Annotated in this window: 11 protein-coding genes; 4 read left to right on the top strand and 7 right to left on the bottom strand. The window is 72.4% G+C overall.

The window, feature by feature from the left end; all coding sequences use genetic code 11:
* Positions 1-9: 9 nt before the first annotated feature.
* From ACN28F_RS03485 to ACN28F_RS03470, 4 genes are read right to left on the bottom strand one after another with little or no spacing between them, the layout of a single operon-like run.
* Positions 10-951: an SDR family NAD(P)-dependent oxidoreductase gene (locus ACN28F_RS03485; protein WP_289206676.1), complete on the bottom strand. Its 942-nt coding sequence runs from the start codon at positions 949-951 to the stop codon at positions 10-12.
* The gene (locus ACN28F_RS03480; RefSeq protein ID WP_289206675.1) at positions 935-2,395 is read right to left on the bottom strand and encodes a phthiocerol/phthiodiolone dimycocerosyl transferase family protein; all 1,461 of its coding nucleotides are present in this window, start codon (positions 2,393-2,395) and stop codon (positions 935-937) included. Before ACN28F_RS03480 ends, ACN28F_RS03485 begins: the two co-directional genes overlap by 17 nt.
* On the bottom strand, positions 2,392-3,555 hold the full coding sequence (locus tag ACN28F_RS03475; RefSeq protein WP_289206674.1) for an FAD-dependent oxidoreductase: 1,164 nt from the start codon (positions 3,553-3,555) through the stop codon (positions 2,392-2,394). The genes ACN28F_RS03480 and ACN28F_RS03475 overlap by 4 nt, the downstream gene beginning before the upstream one ends.
* A gap of 4 nt (positions 3,556-3,559) precedes the next feature.
* A complete protein-coding gene (locus tag ACN28F_RS03470; protein ID WP_421356990.1) occupies positions 3,560-10,891 on the bottom strand; it encodes an amino acid adenylation domain-containing protein in 7,332 nt (2,443 codons plus the stop codon).
* Between the two features lie 155 nt (positions 10,892-11,046).
* Between ACN28F_RS03470 and ACN28F_RS03465 the strand changes: the two genes are divergently transcribed.
* On the top strand, positions 11,047-11,499 hold the full coding sequence (locus ACN28F_RS03465; RefSeq protein WP_421356989.1) for a YbaK/EbsC family protein: 453 nt from the start codon (positions 11,047-11,049) through the stop codon (positions 11,497-11,499).
* Positions 11,500-11,551: 52 nt separating this feature from the next.
* Here the strand turns inward: ACN28F_RS03465 and ACN28F_RS03460 are convergent, their stop codons facing one another.
* The gene (locus ACN28F_RS03460) at positions 11,552-12,613 is read right to left on the bottom strand and encodes a helix-turn-helix transcriptional regulator (RefSeq protein ID WP_421356988.1); all 1,062 of its coding nucleotides are present in this window, start codon (positions 12,611-12,613) and stop codon (positions 11,552-11,554) included.
* Positions 12,614-13,121: 508 nt separating this feature from the next.
* Between ACN28F_RS03460 and ACN28F_RS03455 the strand changes: the two genes are divergently transcribed.
* Positions 13,122-14,117, top strand: coding sequence for a 3-oxoacyl-ACP synthase III family protein (locus tag ACN28F_RS03455; protein WP_289206670.1), 996 nt, complete (start codon positions 13,122-13,124; stop codon positions 14,115-14,117).
* Positions 14,099-15,043, top strand: a complete 945-nt coding sequence (locus ACN28F_RS03450; protein ID WP_289206669.1) for a 3-hydroxybutyryl-CoA dehydrogenase — start codon at positions 14,099-14,101, stop codon at positions 15,041-15,043. Before ACN28F_RS03455 ends, ACN28F_RS03450 begins: the two co-directional genes overlap by 19 nt.
* Before the next feature lie 125 nt (positions 15,044-15,168).
* On the opposite strand, the gene ACN28F_RS03445 is transcribed toward ACN28F_RS03450, so the two are convergent.
* Positions 15,169-18,225 (bottom strand): glycoside hydrolase family 9 protein, encoded by a 3,057-nt coding sequence (locus tag ACN28F_RS03445; RefSeq protein WP_421356987.1) that lies wholly within the window; start codon positions 18,223-18,225, stop codon positions 15,169-15,171.
* Positions 18,226-18,477: 252 nt separating this feature from the next.
* Between ACN28F_RS03445 and ACN28F_RS03440 the strand changes: the two genes are divergently transcribed.
* A complete protein-coding gene (locus ACN28F_RS03440; protein WP_289206667.1) occupies positions 18,478-19,209 on the top strand; it encodes a PP2C family protein-serine/threonine phosphatase in 732 nt (243 codons plus the stop codon).
* Positions 19,210-19,314: 105 nt separating this feature from the next.
* Here ACN28F_RS03440 and ACN28F_RS03435 read toward each other — a convergent pair whose 3' ends face one another.
* Complete coding sequence (locus tag ACN28F_RS03435; RefSeq protein WP_289211009.1) at positions 19,315-20,103, bottom strand: SigB/SigF/SigG family RNA polymerase sigma factor; 789 nt, start codon at positions 20,101-20,103, stop codon at positions 19,315-19,317.
* Positions 20,104-20,136: the final 33 nt, after the last annotated feature.

Here is a 20,136-nt window from a genome sequence, read left to right as displayed (position 1 = left end):
GAGGTCTCCTCAGCGGCCGGGCGAGGTGCTGGCGGGTTCCCGGCCGACGGCCGGCGGGGGGCCGACGATCGCGCCGAGCTGACGGTCGAAGGCGGACGCCGGCAACAGCCGGGTCATGAACCGGGCCTTCTTGACGTCGGCGCCGACGACGTAGCGGATCTTCGGCCGGTGCGCGGTCAGCGCGGTGCGGACCGCGTCGGCGAAGTCCTGCATCGTGGTGGTGCTGGCGAGGGCGCCCTGTTCGTTGGCGTCGACGAAGCTCAGCAACGACGACCGGTACAGGCCGGCCACCGACTCCGGTGCCGCCTGCAGGGTGCGCAACGCCGTCTCCCGGGTCTTGCGCCAGATCGGGGTCATGATCGCGCCGGGCTGTACGACGCTCACCGCGATGCCGAAGGCGCGCAGCTCCCGGCGCATGATGTCGCTGAGCGCCTCCTTGGCGAACTGCGACGCCGCGTACGCCCCCAGGTACGGCACCGCGACCGTGCCGAGCCCCGACGTGACGTTCACGATCCGGCCGCCGCCCCGGCGCAGCGCCGGCAGCATCGCCCGGGTGACCATCACCGACCCGACGACGTTGGTCTCCAGCTGGGTCCGCAACTCCTCGCGGGTGACGCACTCCAGCGGCGCGGTGACGCAGATCCCGGCGTTGTTGACCAGCCCCCACAGGCCCGCCGCGCCGGTCTCGGCGGCGACCTCCTCCGCGGCGCGCTGCAGCGTCGCGTCGTCGGTGACGTCCAGCAGTACGGGGCGGACGGTGCCGGTTCCGGCACCGGCTCCGGCGGCGGCCTCCCGCAGCTGCGCGCCGTCAGCGGCCCGCCGCACGGCGGCGAACACGGTGAAGCCGTGCCGGGCCAGGTCGACCGTGGCCTGCCGGCCCAGTCCTGACGACGCGCCGGTGACCAGCACCCAGCGTCCCTGCGGCGGTACCGGCTCACGACTGGTCCACATGGGTGTCCTCCTGTTCGGTGCGGGCGGCTGCCAGCGCGGTCAGCAGGGTGTGCAGGCAGGTGTCGACCAGGGCGACGGCCCGTTGCTCGTCCACTGCCTCCCGGACGTAGGTGAAGTTCCAGAACAGCCGCCCTCCGCTGGTGGTGACGGTGGCGACGAAGTAGCCGTTGACCGACAGCCCCGTCACGAACTGCGCACCGGACAGCGCCCAGTCGCCGAGCCGGTCGGGGAGGTCGTACCGGCCGACGTTGGACACGCACAGGTTGATCGGGCTGGTCTGTTCCATGAACTCCAGGAACGGACGGCCCTCGGCCACGGTCGGCGGGCAGCCGCCGCGGACCAGGTTCACCAGGGCGAGGTGCTCGCCGAGATCCCGGCGTCGGGCGACGTCGGCGCTGACCGACCGGGCCCGGTCCCACACCGTCGCGGTGGGCCGGCAGTCCACCAGCGACGGTACGGTCGCCACGTAGGTGCCGACCTCGTCCGGACCGACCGGCGGCTCCAACGCTCCACGGAAGTCGATCGGCGAGCCGATCATCAGGTACACGACGTCGGACCGCTCGGCCGCCACCGCGCCGGCCAGTGCCGCCACCAGCGCCCCGTGGACGGTCGTGCCCTCCCGCCGGCAGGCGTCGGCCAGCGCGGTGAGCTGGTCGGCGGAGAGTTCCCGGTGGATCAGGCCGGTACGGCGCCGCTCGAACGGTACGTACCGCCCGGGTTCGAACCGGGCCGGCCGGTATAGGCCGACGTCCCGTTCGTCGCGTTCCTGCTTGGCCTGCAGTACGGCGGCCCCGGCCGCCCCCCGGTGCGGCTCCGGTAGGAGGTCGTCGGGGGGCGGCAGGGCGCGCTCGCGGGCCGGCGACCACGCCGACGCGGCGGCGGCCGGCCCCAGCGGTGGCGGGGCGGCACCGTCGTCGGGTCCGGCGGCGAGCCGGGCGCACTGCTGCGCCCACTGCCGGACGAGGGCGAGCACGGTGGTGCCGTCGGCGACGCCGTGCGGCAGGGCGATGATCAGATCGACCGCCGGTGGTGCGTCGCCGCCGATGGTCAGGGCGGTCGCCCTGGCCAGCGGGCCGGTGTGCCGGTCGATCGGGTCGACCAGCTCGTGTTCGTTGCACCACCGCACCCAGCTGTCCGCGTCGTCGGGCCCGGCGGCGGTGGGCTCGCGCAGCGGGACCGGCCGGTCGGTGGGTACGTACCGTGGATGTCGTCCGTCCTCGTCGGCGCGGATCGCGACCTGCAGCAGCGGATGCCGTCGCTGCACCGCGTCCAGCGCCGCGCGCAGCACCGGGCCCGCGATCGTGGCGTGCACCCGGACCCGGCCGATCACGGTGAGCGGTGAGAGCTGGTCGGCGATCCAGTACCAGCGTTCGACCGGGCTCAGCTCCCGGTCGACGACCGCCTTCGCCGATACCGGCCCGGTCGTGGCCGGCCGGCTGCTCACGACGCCCCCTGGAAGGTCAGTGCCGCCCGGTTGCGCGCGTCGATCGAGCGTTGCGGCACCCACCGGAAGTACACCCGGCGGCCGAGCACGGCCAGCGGATGTTCGGCCTGCTCGATGCGGCTCAGCGCGTACGACGCCTGCACCATCTGGTGGGTACGGGGGCGGCGGGCGTCCTCGTAGGCGCGCAGCCCGGCGCTGATCGTGTCGGCACCGGCCAGGCACTGGGCGAGCACCACGCCGTCCTCGACCGCCATCGCCGCGCCCTGACCCAGACTGGTCATCATCGGGTGGGCGGCGTCGCCGAGCAGGGTCACCGGACCGGTGCCCCACGAGCCACGGAACGGGCGGTCCTGGGCCGGGATCGTGATGATGGTGTCCTCCGGCGTGGCCCGCAGGACGGCACCGACCTCGTCGGCCCAGCCGGCGTAGGTCCGCTCGATCTCCTCCCGGTCGCCCTTCCAGGTCCGGGCGGCCTCACCGGGCATGTTCATGGTGCCCCACCAGTAGACCCGGCCGTTGCCGATGTCGGCGAGCCCGAACCGTCGGCCGCGTCCCCAGTAGTGCGCGGCGTAGCCGGGGGTCACCCGGGTATGGGTGAAGTGCGGCGTTGCGAGCCAGCAGATGTAGTCGCCGTCGCGCAGCTCCTCCGGTCCGAGCAGCTGTCGGCGGATCGCCGACCGGATTCCGTCGGCGCCGATCAGGACGTCGCCGCGTACGGTGTGCCCGTCGCTGAAGGTCACCTGGACCTGATCGCCGTCGATGTCGTACCCGGTCGCGGTCGCGCCGAGGGTTACCGATTCCTCACCGACCTGCTCCAGCAGCGCCTGTTGCAGATCGGCGCGGTGCACCGCCAGCATGGGCACTCCGAACTCCTGGATGAAGTGTCGGTAGTGAATGGTGCGGATCACCTGACCGGCGGCGGACTTGAAGTGCAGCCGGTCCCACTGCACGGCCCGACCGTCGAGGTTCAGCTCGATGCCCATCTGGCGCAGTGCGACCGACGCGTTGCAGGTCAGCGCCAGAGCGCTGCCGGTGGGCAGCAGGTCGGTGGCCCGTTCGAAGATCCTGACCTGGTAGCCGGTGCGGCGCAGCGCTGCGGCGGCGGTCAGACCGCCGATCCCGGCACCGACGACGATGGCCGTCGGCGGTGGACTGCTCATTGGCTCACTCCTCGACAGAAGGTTGCGGTGGCGTCGGGTCGGACACGAGACAGGCGTTCAGCCGGTCGGCGAGCACCCGGACGTGGGGTTCGTCGAGCAGGTCGAGATGGTCGCCGGGGACCTCCACGACGGTGAGGCCACCGCCGGCCCAGTCGGTCAGCCCGTTGTCCGGGTCGGCGTGGCGGCTGTGGGCGGCCTCGTGCATCGGGCGCAGCGCTGCCGGCAGCTCACCGCTGGCCCGTAGCAGCACGATCGGGTCGACGTACGGCGGTGGCCGGTGGTCGAGCAGCGCCTGCCAGTTCGCCTGGAACACCCCGAACAGTCGCTCGACCACGCCGCGTGAACTACCGTCGGGCAGCACACCGGCCGCCACCGCCCGCCGCAGAATGAAATCGAGCCGGTCGCCGCGCTCGGGCAACCCGCCGGGCAGCGCCTCGGTGGGAGTGGCGCCGCGCTCGAACCAGCACAGCTCCCAGAAGAACCACTCCAGCAGGGCGTCGTCGGCCACCGCGTCCGGTGTCGGCGTACCGGGGGTGATCGAGTCGAGCAGGATCACCCGTACCGCCGCGTCCGGCTGCGCCCGGCGTAGCTGGGCGGCCATCTCCAGGGCGACGAAGCCGCCGAACGACCAGCCGCTGAACACGTACGGGCCGGTGGGGCGCACCCGCCGTACCGCCGTCAGGTAGCTGGCGGCCAGCTCCGGCAGGCTGCGCAGCGGCTCGGCTCCGGGGTCCGCGCCGGCCGCCTGCAGCGCGTACACCGGCTGGTCCGCCGGCAGGTGCCGGCTCAGCGGTACGTAGCAGAGCACGTTGCCGCCGAGCGGGTGCACCAGGAACAGCGGCGGCCGGGTGCCGTCGCGGCGCAGCGGGACGAGCGGGTCGAAGGCGACCGGCGCGGACCGCTGCCGGAGCCGTACCGCCAGCTCGGCGACGGTCGGGGCGGCGACGAGCGCGGCGATGGGCAGGTGGACGCCGTAGCGCTGCTCGACCGTGACCGCCAGGCGCATCGCGGCCACCGAGGTGCAACCGAGATCGAAGAAGTTGTCGTGGATGCCGACCTGTGGCAGCCCCAGCAGGTCGGCCAGGAGTTCGGCCAGCGCCCGTTCGTAGCCGTCGCGGGCCGGTGCCGGCCGGCCGGCCGTGGCGGTGGGCAGCGGGAGCCGGCGCAACGCGGCGTCGTCGCGTTTGCCGCTCGGGGTCACCGGCAGCCGGGGCAGCCAGACGAAATGCGCCGGCACCATGTAGTCCGGCAGGCTGACCCGCAGCCGCTTGCCCAGATCGGAGACGTCGACGACGTCGGCGTCGCCGACCAGGAACGCGACGAGCAGGGCGTCGCCGGCCTCCCGCCGGTGGGCCACCACCGCCACCGCACGGACCGCCGGCTGGTCCTCGGCGGCCCGCAGCAGTGCGACCTCCACCTCGGCCAGCTCCACCCGGAAGCCGCGGATCTTCACCTGGGTGTCCCGTCGGCCCAACCAGACCACGTCGCCGTCGGGCAGCACCATCGCGACGTCGCCGGTGCGGTACAGCCGGGCGCCGGGCCGGTCCGGGTGCGGCAGGAACGCCCGGGATGTCAGTTCGGGCTGGTCCCGGTAGCCGCGGGACAGGCAGGCTCCGCCGAGGTAGATCTCCCCGGGCGCGCCCGTCGGGACCGGCCGCAGCCGGTCGTCGAGCACGTGCAGTTGCGCGCCGCTGATCGCCCGGCCGATCGGCGGCAGCACCGGGAACCGGTCTGGATCCCCGGACATCAGCCAGGTGGAGGCCAGGTTCGTCTCGGTCGGGCCGTACTGGTTCTCCAACAGCAGGCCCGGCAGCCGCCGGCAGAGCCGACGGATCTCCTCGGTGATGCGCAACTGCTCACCGGAGGAGACGATCACGCGCAGCGCCTGCGGGACGACGTCGAGCGCATCGACCGCCTCGGCGAACTGCTGGAGCGCGACGTAGGGCAGGAAGACCCGTTCCACCTGGTGTTCGTCGACGGTGCGCAGCAGCGCCGACGGGTTGCGCCGGTCCGCCTCGCTGATGATCCGCAGCTCGCCGCCGCAGGCCAGGGTGGAGAAGATCTCCTGGAACGACACGTCGAAGCCGAGCGGGGCGAACTGCAACGTACGGGGCGCGCCCGCGCCGGTCGGTACCGACACCTGCCACTGCACGTAGTTCGCCCACAGCCGGTGGGTCAGCTCGACGCCCTTGGGGCGGCCGGCCGAGCCGGACGTGAACAGGATGCAGGCGATGCTCTCCAGGTCCAGGTCCAGGTCCGGCGACGCGGCCGGTCCGGCGCCGTCGTCGGCGAACAGGGCGTCACCATCGCTGGCGATCAGGGCGTCACCGTCGCTGGCGATCAGGGCGTCGATGTCGAGCAGCGTGGTCGGGTCCGACCCGTCGCCGAGCAGGCCCCGGTGTGCCCGGTGGGCGACGATCCGGACCGGCCGGGCGATCTCCAGCACGGCCCGGATCCGCTCCCGGGGATAGCTGACGTCCAGCGGGACGACCGCCCCACCGCTGCGGCAGATGCCGAGTACGACGGCGACCAGTTCCGCGCTGCGGTCCATCGCCACACCGACCGGCACGTCCGGTCCCACCCCGAGGGCCCGCAGGCGGGCGGCGATCCGCCCGGTGACCTCGTCGAGCTCCCGGTACGTCCATCGCCGGGCACCGTCGCCGATCGCGGGCGCGTCCGGCGTACGGGCAGCCTGGCCCCGGAACTGCCGGACCACGTCGGTCGGCTCGCCGGCCGGTCGGCGTACCGTGACGCCATCGGTGGTGTCGTCGCCGGCGACCAGGAAGCCCCAGTCACGAGCCTGCTGCGGGTGCCGGGTGAGCCGGTCCAGGATGCGCAGGTAGGTCTGCGCGTACAGGTCCGCCTGGTCCCTGGTGAACACCGTGCCCGCGCAGTCGACCCGCAACCGCAACTGGTCATCGGCCGGATCGAGGATCGCGTTGAGCAGCAGGGTGAAACTGGTCTCCTCCCAGACCTGCAGCCCGGTGAGCACCGGCGTCGGCCCGGCGACCAGCGGGGCCAGCGCGTGCGGGTGGACGTAGTTGAACGCGGTGCCGAGCCGCTGCCCGTCCATCAGCCGGATGATCTCGCTCAGTGGGAACCGGCGGTACGGGTGCGCCTGCTGCTCGGCGAGGTGGACCTGCCGTACCGTGTCGGCCCACGCGCCGTCGGACGTCGTGACCCGTACCGGCAGGGTGTTGAGGAACAGCCCGGCGACCCGGTCGCCGCCGGCGACCTCGGGCCGGCCGTGGGTGACCAGGCCGGTGACCACCTCGGGCGCGCCACTGAACAGCTGCAGCATCAGGCAGTGCGCGGCGAACAGCACCGACTTGACCGGCACCGCCAGTTCGGCGGCGAGCCGGCGGACGCCGTGGCGCAGCGCGGGCGGCACCGGCTGCTCGACGACGATGAGCTGCTCGCCGGTCGGCGGCTGGTACGCCCGGAACCCTTCGACCTGGGTCGGTTCGGCACCGTCGAGCAGCTCCTGCCAGTACGCGCGGGCGTGCGGCGACGCGAGCGCGGCCCGTTCGAGGCGGATCAGCTCCGCCCCGCTGACCGTCGGCGCCGGTACGGGTGCCGCCACCGCCTGACCGGTCCGGTGCTGGTAGTCGCTGACCAGTTCGTGCACCAGACTGGCCACGCTCCAGCCGTCCAGCAGCGCGTGGTGGAAGCTCAGGACGAGGTCGACCGCGGTGGCGCGGGGGAAGGCGTGCAGCTGGTACAGCGGTGGCTGATCGAAGCGGTACCGGTGGAACCGCCGGTGCTCGACGTGGGCCAGGATGGTCCGCTGCGCGGTCTCGGCGTCGACCTCGCGCAGGTCGGTCACCGTCAGAGCGCCGGCGACCCGGTGGTGCACGATCTGCAGCGGTTCGGAGTAGCCGGCGAGGTCGAACGACGAACGCAACGCCGGGTGCCGCGAGACCAGCGCATCCATCGCCGCCTGCAACGCCTGCGCATCCCAGGGCAACCGCAGTGTGTAGCGGAACACGTCGTGGTAGACGGCCGACGACTCCCGCTCCCGGCTGTGGAAGAGCAGACCCAGACTGAGCCGCGAGATCGGGTACGCGTCCGCGGCGTGCAGCAGCCGGGCCCGGTCCCGGTCGGTGATCAGGTCGAACGGCTGCGGCGGTGCCGCCTCGGCCGAAGCCGTTGCCGGGCCGGCCACGGCGACCGTGGCGGCGGCCCGATCGGCCTGGGCCGCCTGCTCGGCGATGGTCGGCCAGCGGACCAGATCGCCCAGGGTCAACGCGAGTCCGTGCCGGGCCGCCTCGGCCCGTAGCCGCAGCATCAGGATCGAGTCGCCCCCGACTCCGTAGTAGTTGTCCCAGACCCCGACCTGGTCGACCCCGAGCACGTCGGACCAGATCCCGGCCAGCGTCTGCTCGGTGGGGGTACGCGGCCGGTCCGCGCCGTGCGGGCCGGCGGCTGGATCCGGCAGCGCCCGACGGTCGGTCTTGCCGTTGGGAGTGAGCGGCACCGCGTCGATGCGGACGAAGAAGCTCGGCACCATGAAGTCCGGCAGCGACCGGGCCAGCCCGGTGCGCAGGTCGGTCGGGTCGATCGGCTGGTCGGCGACGTAGTAGCCGACCAGCCGGGTGCCGTGGGTCGCCGACCGGTGGTCGACCACCACCGCGTCGCGCACCCCGGGCAGCGTCGCCAGGTGGCGTCGGACCTCGCCGAGCTCCACCCGGTTGCCCCGGATCTTGACCTGCTCGTCGAGCCGGCCGAGGTACTCCAGGTTCCCGTCGGCGAGCCAGCGGGCCAGGTCACCGGTGCGGTACATCCGTTCGCCGGGGCGCAACGGGTCGGCGACGAACCGGTCCCGGGTCAGGTCCGGCCGGTCGAGGTATCCCCGGGCCACCCCGACGCCACTGACGCACAGCTCGCCGGCGATCCCGGGCGGTTGCGGGGTGCCGTGCGCGTCGAGCACGGACAGCCGGATGTTGTCGATCGCCCGGCCGATCGGCACCCGGTCGACCACGGCCTGCGGCCCGGTCGGGCAGTCGTAGTACGACACGTCGACGGTGGCCTCGGTCGGGCCGTAGAGGTTCACCAACCGGGGCAGCGGCCGACCGGCCGGCGGGTCGGCGTGGAAGATCCGGTTGAACTGCCGTACCCGCTCGGGTGTCAGCGCCTCTCCACTGGCGAAGACCAGCCGCAGAGTGACGGCCTGCCGGCGACGCTGCGGGGCCCTCTCCAGTAGGTCCAGCAGCGGTCCGAGCATCGACGGTACGAAGTGGATCACGGTGACCTGGCACCGTTCGATCACCTGCAGCAGCTGGTCCGGATCCCGTTCGCTGCCCGGCGGGGCCAGCGCGAGGCGGGCACCGGTGAACGACCACCAGAACAGCTCCCACACCGACACGTCGAACGAGCTCGGTGTCTTCTGCAGCAGCACGTCGTCGGCGCCGATCGGGTACCGGCGTTGCATCCAGTGCAGTCGGTTGACCACCGACCGGTGCTCCACCATCGTTCCCTTCGGCCGGCCGGTGGAGCCGGAGGTGTAGATGACGTAGGCGAGATCGGTCGGTCGGGGGAACGCCGCCGTCGTACCGTCGGGTGCCCCGGTCAGCCACGGCGTCACCGGGACCACCGTCGAACCGGGAGCCGGCATCCGGGCCAGGGCGTCGGCGGCCGACGCGGACCCGTCGGTCAGGACGATCCGGGCGGCGCTGTCGGCGAGCAGCGTCGCGATCCGCTGTGCCGGGTAGCCCGGATCGACCGGTACGTACGCCGCTGCGGCCCGCGCCACGGCATGCAACGCGACGACCAGTTCCAGGCTGCGGGCGGCGAGCACCGCCACCCGGTCGTCGGCCCCGACACCCCGGCCGCGCAGCTCGGCGGCGAGCGCGTCGACGCTGCGGGCCAGGTCGGCGAAGGTGAGCTGCCGCTCACTCGCGTCGTCGACGACCGCGACCCGGTCCGGATGCCGGTCCACGGCGGCGGCGAACAGGCCGGCCAGGGTGGCGTCGTGCGGGTACGGCACCGGCGGGTCGGTGTGCCCGGCGACCAGTTCGTCGATCTCGGCCCCGGTGAGCAGGGGCAGCGCGGCGAGGGCGGTCGCCGGCTCGGCCAGCGCGTGGCGCAGCAGGGTGGTCAGTTGCCGACCGACCTGGGCGATGGGCAGGTCCTCGTCGAACACGTCGCAGCCGTAGCCGAGCTCCACCACGACGTCGCTGACCTCGTCGAGTTCGTTGATCAGTACGGCGAGCGCATCCGGATCGTGCGACGGGTTGGTGGCCACGGTGCGGTAGCTGGCCTCCGGTACCGGCACCGGCGCCGACCAGCGCATGTAGGAGATGGTGACGTCGAACAGTTGGCGATGGCCGGCCCCGCTGGCACGCAGGTCGCGCAGCAGGTCGCCGAGTGGGTAGCGTTCGTGGCGTTTGAGCTGCCGGGTGTCCTGGCGGATCTGGTCCACCACGGCCCGCACGGACCGTCCCTCGCCCAGCGGCACCCGCATCGGCAGGGTGTTGGCGAAGTGGCCGGTGAGCGCCCGCTCGGTCCCGGTGAGCCGGTTCAGCAGCGAGACGCCGACGAGCACCTCGTCGCTGCGGTGCACCCGGCCCAGGTAGCCGGCGATCACCGCGGTCAGGAAGGCGAACGGGCTGTCCCCGCCGGCCCGGATCCGGTCGATCAGGGCCCGGTCGACCGTGAAGCGTTCGATCGCCGTACGCCGGGTGCCGGCGGGGCTGCGCCGGTGAAACAGCGCCGGCTCCACATCGCGCAGGTACGACCGGAAGAAGCTGCTGGCCCCGGCGCGGACGTCGTCGATCTGCTCCTGCTGGTCGAGCACCGACTGCACGTAGGACGGTGCGTCCACGTGGGCCGGCCGACCGCTCCGTACCCGGTGGGCGTAGTCGTCGCGAACCTGGCCGACGAGTACGTTGAGGCCCCAGGCGTCGCAGACGATGTGGTGACACTGCACGTAGGCGTAGACCACCGACTCGCTCTCCCGAAGAATCCACAGTCCGTAGAGGCGTTGGCGGTGCAGCGGGAACGGGCGGTCGAAACGGTCGGCGATCCATGCCGCGCACGCCGCCGCCGGGTCGGGCGTGGCGGTGAAGTCGACGATCTCGACCACCGGCGCGGCCGGCTCGTACCACTGCCACGGCGTGCCGTCGGCCTCGTCGAAGCGCAGGTGGAACGAGTCGTTGCGGGCGATCGCGGCAGCCAGGGCGTCGCGCAGCGCCGGCACGTCCACCCGGCCGTCGAACCGGTCGTAGATGCAGCAGTTGAACTGCGGCAGGTGCGGGAACCGGGACGCCGCCACCCAGACGTCTCGCTGGTGGGGAGAGAGGGGAAGGTGTGCGGATGAAGGCAAGGAGAGCTCCACGTGCGTGTCGGTGGACGGCGGATCGACCGTCCTGCGTGGTTGCCAGGCAACAGACTCACCCGCGCCTCCACAGGTATCCAGCGCGCCCGGAGCGTGGTCTTGACGCGACCAGCCTCGTCCCGCCCACCCCCGGTCGGGTCAGGTACGGTGCGCAGGTGAGTGAGCAGGGGAACGTCGACCCTCGTCAGTGGGGGGTGACCGGCGAGGTCCGGGTGCTGCCGGTGGCGGTGCCGACGGCGGCGGACGCCGCGCGGGAGCTGGGCTGCGCGGTCGGTGCGATCGTCAACAGCCTTGTCTTCGCGGCCGACGGCGCACCAGTGCTGGTGCTCGCCAGCGGCGCGCACCGGGTGGACACCACGCTGGTCGCCGCACAGCTGGGTGCCGCCAAGGTCCGCCGGGCCAGCCCGGAACTGGTGCACGCCGCGACCGGCCAGCGGGTGGGTGGAGTCGCGCCACTGGGCCATCCACGACCGTTGCCGACCCTGGTGGACCAGCACCTGGCCGACTTCCCGCAGGTGTGGGCCGGTGGCGGGGACGAGTACACGATGTTCGCCACGACCTACCCGCAGTTGCTGGCGCTGACCGGCGGCCAGCCGCTGCCCGGCTGAGCAGGCCGGCGCGGCGTACGCGGAGATCGGCCCGACACGGCGGGCCGGCGGGTCAGGCGGCCCGGTAGCCGTCCCGGTCGGACCGGGTCAGGGTGGCTTCCGGGGCGCCGATCAGGATCAGCGCCCGCGCGGTGCTCGGCTGGCCGGTTGCCAGCCCTGCGGCACTGCCGAGGTAGCCGGCCCGGCCCTCGCCGGTGACGGGTCGCCGGTCCGGCGTGGTGGGCCGGCTGTCGGCCGGCAGATGCAGGAACAGGCTCAGCGCCGACGAGGTGGCGTCGTGCAGCACCAGCAGCCGCAGGCCCACGATGCCGGAGCCGTCCGGTCGCCGGAAGCGCCGGATCCACGGCTGGTGGTCACAGACGGGGTGGGCGTCCCAGATCCGGCGGAAGCTGGGGCTGCTGATCCGAAGGTCATGGACCAGTTGGCTCGGTCGGGACTCACCGAGCCAGTTGACCGACGACCGGCGCAGGTGCGCCACGATCGACCGCGCCTCGTCCGGCCAGTTCGCCAGCCGGTCGCGGGCCTGCCGGTCGGTGAACATCCACCAGACGATGTTGCGCCGGTACTCCGGTTGCCGACCGAAGTCGGTGTACCACTGGGTGGTGGCCGGGTTCCAGGCCAGCACGTCGCCGTACTCATTGCAGACGTAGGCGGGGTAGCGGTGCGACATGTCGGCCACCATGCTCAGCGCCTCACGCAACGCCACCCGGGCGGTGCGCCGCACCGGTGGCTCCTGGGCGACCCGGCGCAGCTCGAACAGGTAGCGACGTTCCTGATCGGTCAGGCCCAGCACCTCGGCGACCCGTTGCAGCCGTTCCGTGGAGGGCGCCAGGTTGCGGCCCTGCTCCAGCCGCGTGTACCAGGTCGGGCTGACGCCGGCCAGCACCGCCACCTCCTCGCGGCGCAGCCCGGGGGTGCGCCGCCGGATGTCGGCGGGCAGCCCGACGGCGGAAGGGTCACGGCGGATTCGTCGCGAGGTGAAGAAGGAGCCGAGGGCCCGAAGGAACGTCTCGCCGGTGCGCTGGCGCGCCGGGCTGTCGGCGGCAGCGTCGTGGTCGTGCTCCGAGTCGGAGCACACCGGGATCTCGTCACGCCAGGCTTTCCACTCTGTCATCGGATTCCTTCCCCGTCGACTACTGCCACCGGCGGTGTGCCGCGGTGGCGATCCGGCGGGTGTCCGCCGCCATGGGTAAAGATCGAGGCGGCCCGGCTCGCCGGGCCCGAGCACAGCCGGCGGCCCACCTCGCGGGCCCCACCAGTGATGCCTGACGATTACCACGAGACATCGATGAGTTCCGCTCAGTTACCTTTCGCTTTCTACACGCGCGCGGGTGACAACGGCAAGTCCCCGATCTTCGGCGGCTGACCGGCAGCCGTGCCACCAGCGGCGGATCACCGAGGTAGCCAGGTCACGACCATGCTGGTCCTGCGAGGACCAGTCACCGGGCGGCCGGTCTCGGCAGGACCCGTCGCCGGGTGGACGGTGATCGCGCTACCCGCCTCTCCGCGCGCTGGATACCGCACCCGGCGTCGACGAGACTGACCATCCGCCACCGGACCGGGCCGCCACGACCCAGGCCGACCGGTCCGGCCCCGGCAGCATTCAGCGGAGGGCAGCAGCGGTGAGAACACCATCCGTGGCCATTCTGGGCACCGGTTCGTACCTGCCGAAGGACGAGGTGCACAACGAGGAGGTCGCGGCCCGTGTCGGGGTCGACCCCGACTGGATCGACACCCGTACGCAGATCCGGACCCGCCGCTACGCCGCGCCGCACGAGGCCACCTCGGACCTGGCCGCGTCCGCCGCCGAGCAGGCTCTGCGTCACGCCGGGACCGACCCGGACGAGATCGACTACCTGATCCTGTCCACTTCGACACCCGACGCCCCGCTGCCGTCGACCGCCTGCGTCGTACAGGATCTGATCGGCGCCCGCAACGCGGCCGCGTTCGACGTCAACATCGCCTGCAGCGGCTTCGTCTACGCGCTGGCACTGGCCGACGGCCTGCTCGCCCGTCGACCGGGGACCCGGGCCCTGGTGGTCGCGGCGGACATCTACTCACGGGTCCTCGACTTCCAGGACCGGCGTACCGCTGTCCTGCTCGGCGACGGCGCCGGCGCGGCCGTCCTCGGTGCTGCCGACGGTGGCGGCCTGTGCGGGTTCAAGCTGGTGGCCGACGGCGCGGCCCGTGACCTGATCTGGATCGACGCCGGCGGCAGCCGTCGGCCCGCGTCCGCGCGGACCGTCGCCGACGGGTCCCACTACCTGCGGATGCAGGGCCGGCGGGTGAGCGAGTTCGTCGTCGACCGGGTGCCCGCGACGATCGCCGCGCTGCTCGCCGAGGAGCGGCTGCCCGCCGCACAGGTCGACCACTTCGTGCCGCACCAGGCCAACGGCGTCCTGGTGGCCGAGCTGCCCGGCCGCTGCGGGCTCACCGCCGCCGCCACCCACCGCACCGTCGAGCGCTACGGCAACATCGGCAGCGCCTCGGTGCCGGTGACCCTGGACGTGGCGAACCGGGCGGGCCTGCTGCACGACGGGCAGTCGGTCGTCCTCGCCGGCTTCGGTGCCGGCATGTCGGTCGGTGCTGCACTCCTGCGGTGGACGGCGACCCGGTGACGCCGGCCGACGGGGACCCGGGCACCGTCGCGGGCGGCCACCCACCGACGGCGGCCGACGGCGACGCGGGCATCGACCGGGTCGGCGTCCTCGGCTGCGGACAGATGGGGGTCGGTATCGCCGAGGTGGCCGGCCGGGCCGGCCTCGACGTCGTCCTGGTGGGTTCGAGCGAGCAGTCCCTGGCCGCCGGCCGGGCCCGGCTCGCCGACTCACTGCGGCGGGCTGTCGAACGTGCGGTGTACGACGCGGCGACGGCCGCCGCGATCCACCACCGGGTACTGCTGACCACCGACGTCGGGCAGTTGGCCGACCGGCAGATCGTGGTGGAGACCACCGTCGAGGACGAGCAGCGCAAGCGGCAGGCGTTCATCCTGCTCGACGAGGTGGTGAAGGACCCGACGGCGATCTTCGCCACCAACACGTCGTCGATCCCGGTGGGAAACCTGGCCGCGGCGGTGAGCCGCCCGGAGCAGGTGGTGGGCACCCACTTCTTCCATCCGGTGCCGGTGATGCCGCTGGTCGAGCTCACCGCCGGGCTGCAGACCACCACGACGACGGTACGCCGTACCCGGCAGCTGCTCGCCCAGCAGCTCGGCAAGCAGGTGATCGACGCGCCGGACCGCGTCGGCTTCGTGGTGAACGCGCTGCTGGTGCCGTACCTGATGGCGGCGGTACGGATGGCCGAGTCCGGCTTCGCCCGGCCCGCCGAGATCGACGACGCGATGGTCGGCGGCTGCCGGCATCCGATGGGCCCGCTGCGGCTGGTCGACCTGATCGGTCTGGACGTGCTCGAATCCGTCGCGGACGCGCTCTATGCCGAGTTCCGCGAGCCGACCCACGCCCCGCCGCCGCTGTTGCGCCGGATGGTCCGGGCCGGACGGCTCGGCCGCAAGTCGGGCCGGGGCTTCTACGACTACCCGGTCTGACCGGCCGGACCCGACCCGGATCAGGCCGGACCCGACCCTGATCCGGACTGACATGCCCGGACAGGTGGCGATGGTGGTCGGCCGGTCGCCTTGCCGGAAGCGACGGGCCGACCACCATCACGTTCTCAGGAGCAGGCCACCCCGTTGACGGTGATCAGCTCCGGCGCCGGATTGGCGCCACCACCGGTGGTGGCGTTCAGCCCGAACATCACCGTGGCACCCGGACCGATCCGACCGTTGTAGGTCTCGTTGCGTGCCGTCACGGTCGCACCGGACTGGGTGACCCCGGCCAGCCAGGCTTCGCGTAGCCGCTGGTCGCCGGTGAAGGCGAACCGGGCCGTCCAGCCGTCGATCGCGGTGGTGCCGGTGTTGGTGATGTCGACCTGGGCGGTGAAGCCGCCGCCGCCGGCCCAGGCACCGTAGTTGACGTACTCGGCCCGGCAGGCCAGCGGTGCGGGAGCGGCCTCGGCGTCACCCTGGTCGCCGAGGAAGGACGCGATCCAGCTCAACGCCGAGTTCCAGTTGATCGCCACCTCGTTCGTCGCGTAGGACTCGATGTCGTCGACGTAGCAGAACATCGGCGCGCAGCCGGCCAGCAGGTCCCGGACGAACGGGTCGTCCAGACCGGCGTTGGCGCCACCGGCGATCGATCCGGCCGGCGGGATCGGCAGGTCCGGGTCGAGCTGGTTGGCGAAGATCCGGCTGTGCTGGTTGCGCGGGTAGACCGTGCCCCAGCCGGTGACGTACGAGTGGTTCAGCGCGTTGCGGCCGAAGATGTAGTCCATCGCCTGGACCGCGCCGTCGCGGTAGGCGGCGTCACCGGTCATGTCGTACGCCGTCGCCAGCACCACCGCGTTGTTGATGATGTTGCTGTTGCCGCCCCAGAAGTAGGAGCCGCGGTTGCCCGGCAACGGCAGCCCGTACGCCTGACCCGCCAGGGTGGCCAGGTAGGCGTCGGCGGCATCGGTCACCGACGCCCGGATCCGTTCCCGCTCCTGCGGGGCCAGCCCGTTGGGCACGGTGGCCAGGTCGAGCCGACCCAGCGCGGCGGTGCTGCCCCAGCCGAAGCCGTTGGGGTCGAAGACGTTCGCGGTGTGGTGCCGTGACGCCGTCACGTCGGCCAGGTATCCCTGCTCCCCGGTGGTCAGGTACAGCTGGGCGGCGGCCCAGTAGAACTCGTCACTGACGTCGCCGTCGCTGTAGGAGCCACCGCCGTTGCCGTCGTTGGGGTCGGCGATCCGGTCAGGGTTTGCCCTGGCGGCCGCGTACGCGGTCTTCGCCGCGGTCAGGCACTGGCCGGCGAAGGCGGCGTCGTACGGGGCGTACAGCCGGGCACACTGAGCGGTGACCGCTGCCAGGTTGAGCGTGGCCGCGGTCGACGGCGGGTGCAGTTCGCGCAGCTCGGGGTCGTCCTCGGGCTGCATCGGCATGCCCGTCCAGTTCCGGTCGTGCATCTTGTGGTGGGCCATCCCGGCCAGCGGCTCACCGGCCGGCACCTGCATCCGCATCAGGAACTCCAGCTCCCAGCGGGCCTCGTCGAGGATGTCCGGTACGCCGTTGTCCCGCTCGGGCACCCGCAGGGTGCCGTCGGCCAGGGCGGCACCGCCGTCGGCGCTGGGCGCGGTCTTGGTCCGCTCGAAGGCGCTCAGCAGCTGGTAGGTGGCGATCCCGCCGTTGACGACGTACTTGCCGTGGTCACCGGCGTCGTACCAGCCGCCGCGCACGTCGAGCCGGTAGTCGCAGACCCCGGGCTGGCACGGCACGTCGGTGTCGCCCTGGTTGGGGGCCACGCCCAGGTGCCCGGCCGGGCGGGCGTACTCCTCGCCGACCAGGTCGCCGTCGATGGCGATGCCGCTGCGCTGGATGTAGAAGAACTGCAGGGCGTCGGAGCGCAGCTGCTGGTAGATGTCGCCGGAGATGGCGAACGGGTAGCTGGTCTCGCCGTCGGCGACCAGGGTGAACCCGGTGCCGGTGCCTCGGTACGCGGAGAAGTCGACGGTGTGCACCTGCTCGCCGGAGGCGGCGTCGAGCCCGCGCGGGGTGCTGGTGCCGCTGGCGGCCACGCTGCCGTCGGCGGCGTGCAGAGCCCAGTCCAGGGGCGTCTCGGCGTCGGTGACGATGGTCGCGTTCTTGGGCCCACCGGGCAGGTAGCCGACCTGGTTGACCCGGACCCGGGGGCCGGTGTCCGGCTCGTACGGTGGTTCTTCCTCGCCGCCGCGCAGCGACACGTCGTCCAGGCAGAACGTGTACGCCGAGGCGTTGCCGCCGAGCTGGAAGGCGAGTTGGGCGCGGGCGGTGTCCTCGGTGGCGACGAAGGTCTGCTCGACGCGCTGCGGGTCGCCGGTCAGCGTCAGGTCGCGGTTGAAGTAGCCGGTGTACGGGTCGGCGCCGAGCTGCACGACGGTGCGGACGGTCGCGGCGGGTTCGGCGCTGACCTCGAAGGCGATCGCGTACTCCTCGCCGGCGATCAGCGGTAGACCCTCCTGCAGGATGCCGGCGTCCCACGGGTTCGCCAGACCAGCGGGAACGTTCGCGCAGAGCCGTCCGTCGACCACCTGAGGGCTGGCGGTGCCGTAGCTGATCCAGCCGGTGGTGCCGTCGCTGAAGTCGCCGTTGGTGATCTGTTCCGGCCCGCCGGGCGGTGGTTGCGCGCTGTCGTCGCTGATCAGCGAGACGTCGTCGAGGCAGAGGGTGTAGTCGGCGGTGCCGCCGCCGAGCTGGAACGTGAAGGTGCCGTCGGGGGAGTCGAGGTTGGCGGTGAACTCGGCGGTCACCGTCTCGGCCGTCGGGCCCAGGTCGAGCTGGCGGCTCAGTACGGTGGTGTACGGGGCGGCGTTGAGCTGCACGTTCGCCCGGACGCTGGCCGGCACGTCGGTGGTGGCGGTGAAGGTCAGGCGGTACGCCGCACCGTCGATGAGTGGGATGTCGTTGTGCCCGATGCTGGCGTCCCACGGGTTGGCGGTGCCGGCGCCGACGGTGGCGCACAGCCGCCCGTCGGTGGCGGCGAGGGTCACGTTGTCGGTGGCCCACCAGCCGGTGGTGCCGTCGTCGAAGCTGCCGTTGACGATGTGTTCGCGTTCCTCGGCGTGGGCCGAGGCCACGGTGAGGGCCGTCAGCGCGAGGACGCTGGCGCTGGTGGCGGCGAATAGCGCGACCGCGCGGCGTCGTCTGGGTCGGGTCACGGGGGTCCTTCCGTGCAGGGGCCGGGGGACGTTCTGGGAGCGCTCCCATAGATCTGCAACGATGTTGCCAGGGCGTTTCCGGAGTGTCAATCAATGTCGCCGTGTCGTCCGGCGGCCACGCTCCCATGCTGCCGGTTATGCTAAAAAAGTACCGATTTAGGATACCGGGACCGGCAATTCTTCATGATCTTTGGCATCTGCATGCTGATCTACTAGAGACATTTCGGCCCTCTTCCTGGCAGGCTGCCAGCCATGACCCTGAAGCTGCGTTCCGCGGCGGTGACCGACCGCGGCCTCATCCGGAGCGGGAACCAGGACTCGGTCCATGCCGGAAACTGGTTGGTCGCTGTCGCCGACGGGATGGGCGGGATGGCCGCCGGGGATCTGGCGAGCAAGATCGCTATCGAAGCGATCGCCCAGCTCGACGTCGCGACGGCCGACGACGAGCTGGTGCCCCGCCTGCGGAGTGCGGTCGAGGCGGCCAGCGCCCAGATCCGGGCGGCGGTCGAGGCCGATCCGGCCCGGGAGGGGATGGGTACGACCCTGACCGCGCTGCTGTTCGCCGGCTCCGGCACCGCGATCGGGCTGGCCCACGTCGGTGACTCCCGGGCCTACCTGCTGCGGGGCGGGGCGCTGGAGCAGGTGACCCGGGACGACACGTTCGTGCAGATGCTGGTCGACGAGGGTGTGATCACTGCGGAACAGGCGGCCAGCCACCCTCGGCGCGCGGTGGTGACCCAGGCGCTGCAGGGCGACAACGTCAACCCGGCGTACCAGGTCCTCGAGCCGCAGACCGGTGACCGGTGGCTGCTCTGCAGCGACGGCCTGTCGAACGTCGTACGCGCGGAGAGTATCGCCGAGGTGCTGGCCACCTACGCCGACCCGCAGGCCGGCGCGCAGCGGCTGGTGGACCTGGCGATCCGGGCCGGTGGGCCGGACAACATCACCGTGGTGATCGGCGACATCACCGAGGTCACCGACTGAGCATCGGCCGCACCGACTGAGCGCCCGACGCGGTGCGGCCGCCCCGGCGTGTGTCGGAGCGGCCGCCTGGTGTCAGCTACGGGCATCCACCTGCCCGATGATCGTTCAGTACGTCGACTGCAGTTGACCCCGCAGCTTCGTCAGCGCCCTGGCCAGCAGCCGCGACACGTGCATCTGGGACACGCCGACCTGGTCGGCGATCTGCGACTGGGTCAGGTTGCCGTAGAACCGCAGGGTCAGGATCCGCTGCTCCCGCTCGTCCAGGGTGGCCAGGGCCGGGCCGAGCGCCACCCGTAGCTCGGCGAGCTCGTACTCGCGGTCCTCGGCACCGAGCATGTCGGCCAGCTCGGTGGCCCGCTCGCCGTCGCCAGTCGGCGTGGACAGCGACACCGCGTTGTACGCGCGGGCACCCTCCAGCCCTTCGAGGACCTCCTCCTCGGTGATCCGCAGGTGCGCGGCGATGTCGGCGACCGTCGGCGAGCGGCCCAGCGTCTGCAGCAGGGTGCTGTTCGCCTCGGAGATGCTCAGCCGCAGCTCCTGCAGCCGACGGGGCACCCGGATGTCCCAGGTGCGGTCCCGGAAGTGCCGCTTGAGCTCGCCGATGATCGTCGGAATGGCGTACCCGGCGAAGTCGACACCCCGGCTCGGGTCGAACTTGTCGATCGCCTTGATCAGGCCGACCGCCGCGGTCTGGGCCAGGTCGTCGGTCGGCTCGCCGCGCCCGCTGTAGCGCTGGGCGAGGTGCTGGGCCAGGGGCAGCCACGCCTCGATCGCGCGATCGCGCAGCGCCTCCCGGGACGGGTGACCCGCCGGCAGGGCGGCCATCGCGTTGAGAAGCTCGGTGGCGCTGTCGGCGGGGGCGTTGGCCCGCTGGCCGAGGGTGGCGCCCGACATGGTCTGGTCGACGGTCGCCGGCTCGTGCACCGT

The organism is Solwaraspora sp. WMMA2101, from assembly GCF_049179175.1.
Lineage (GTDB): Bacteria > Actinomycetota > Actinomycetes > Mycobacteriales > Micromonosporaceae > Micromonospora_E.
This window is presented reverse-complemented; position numbering and strand designations above follow the sequence as displayed.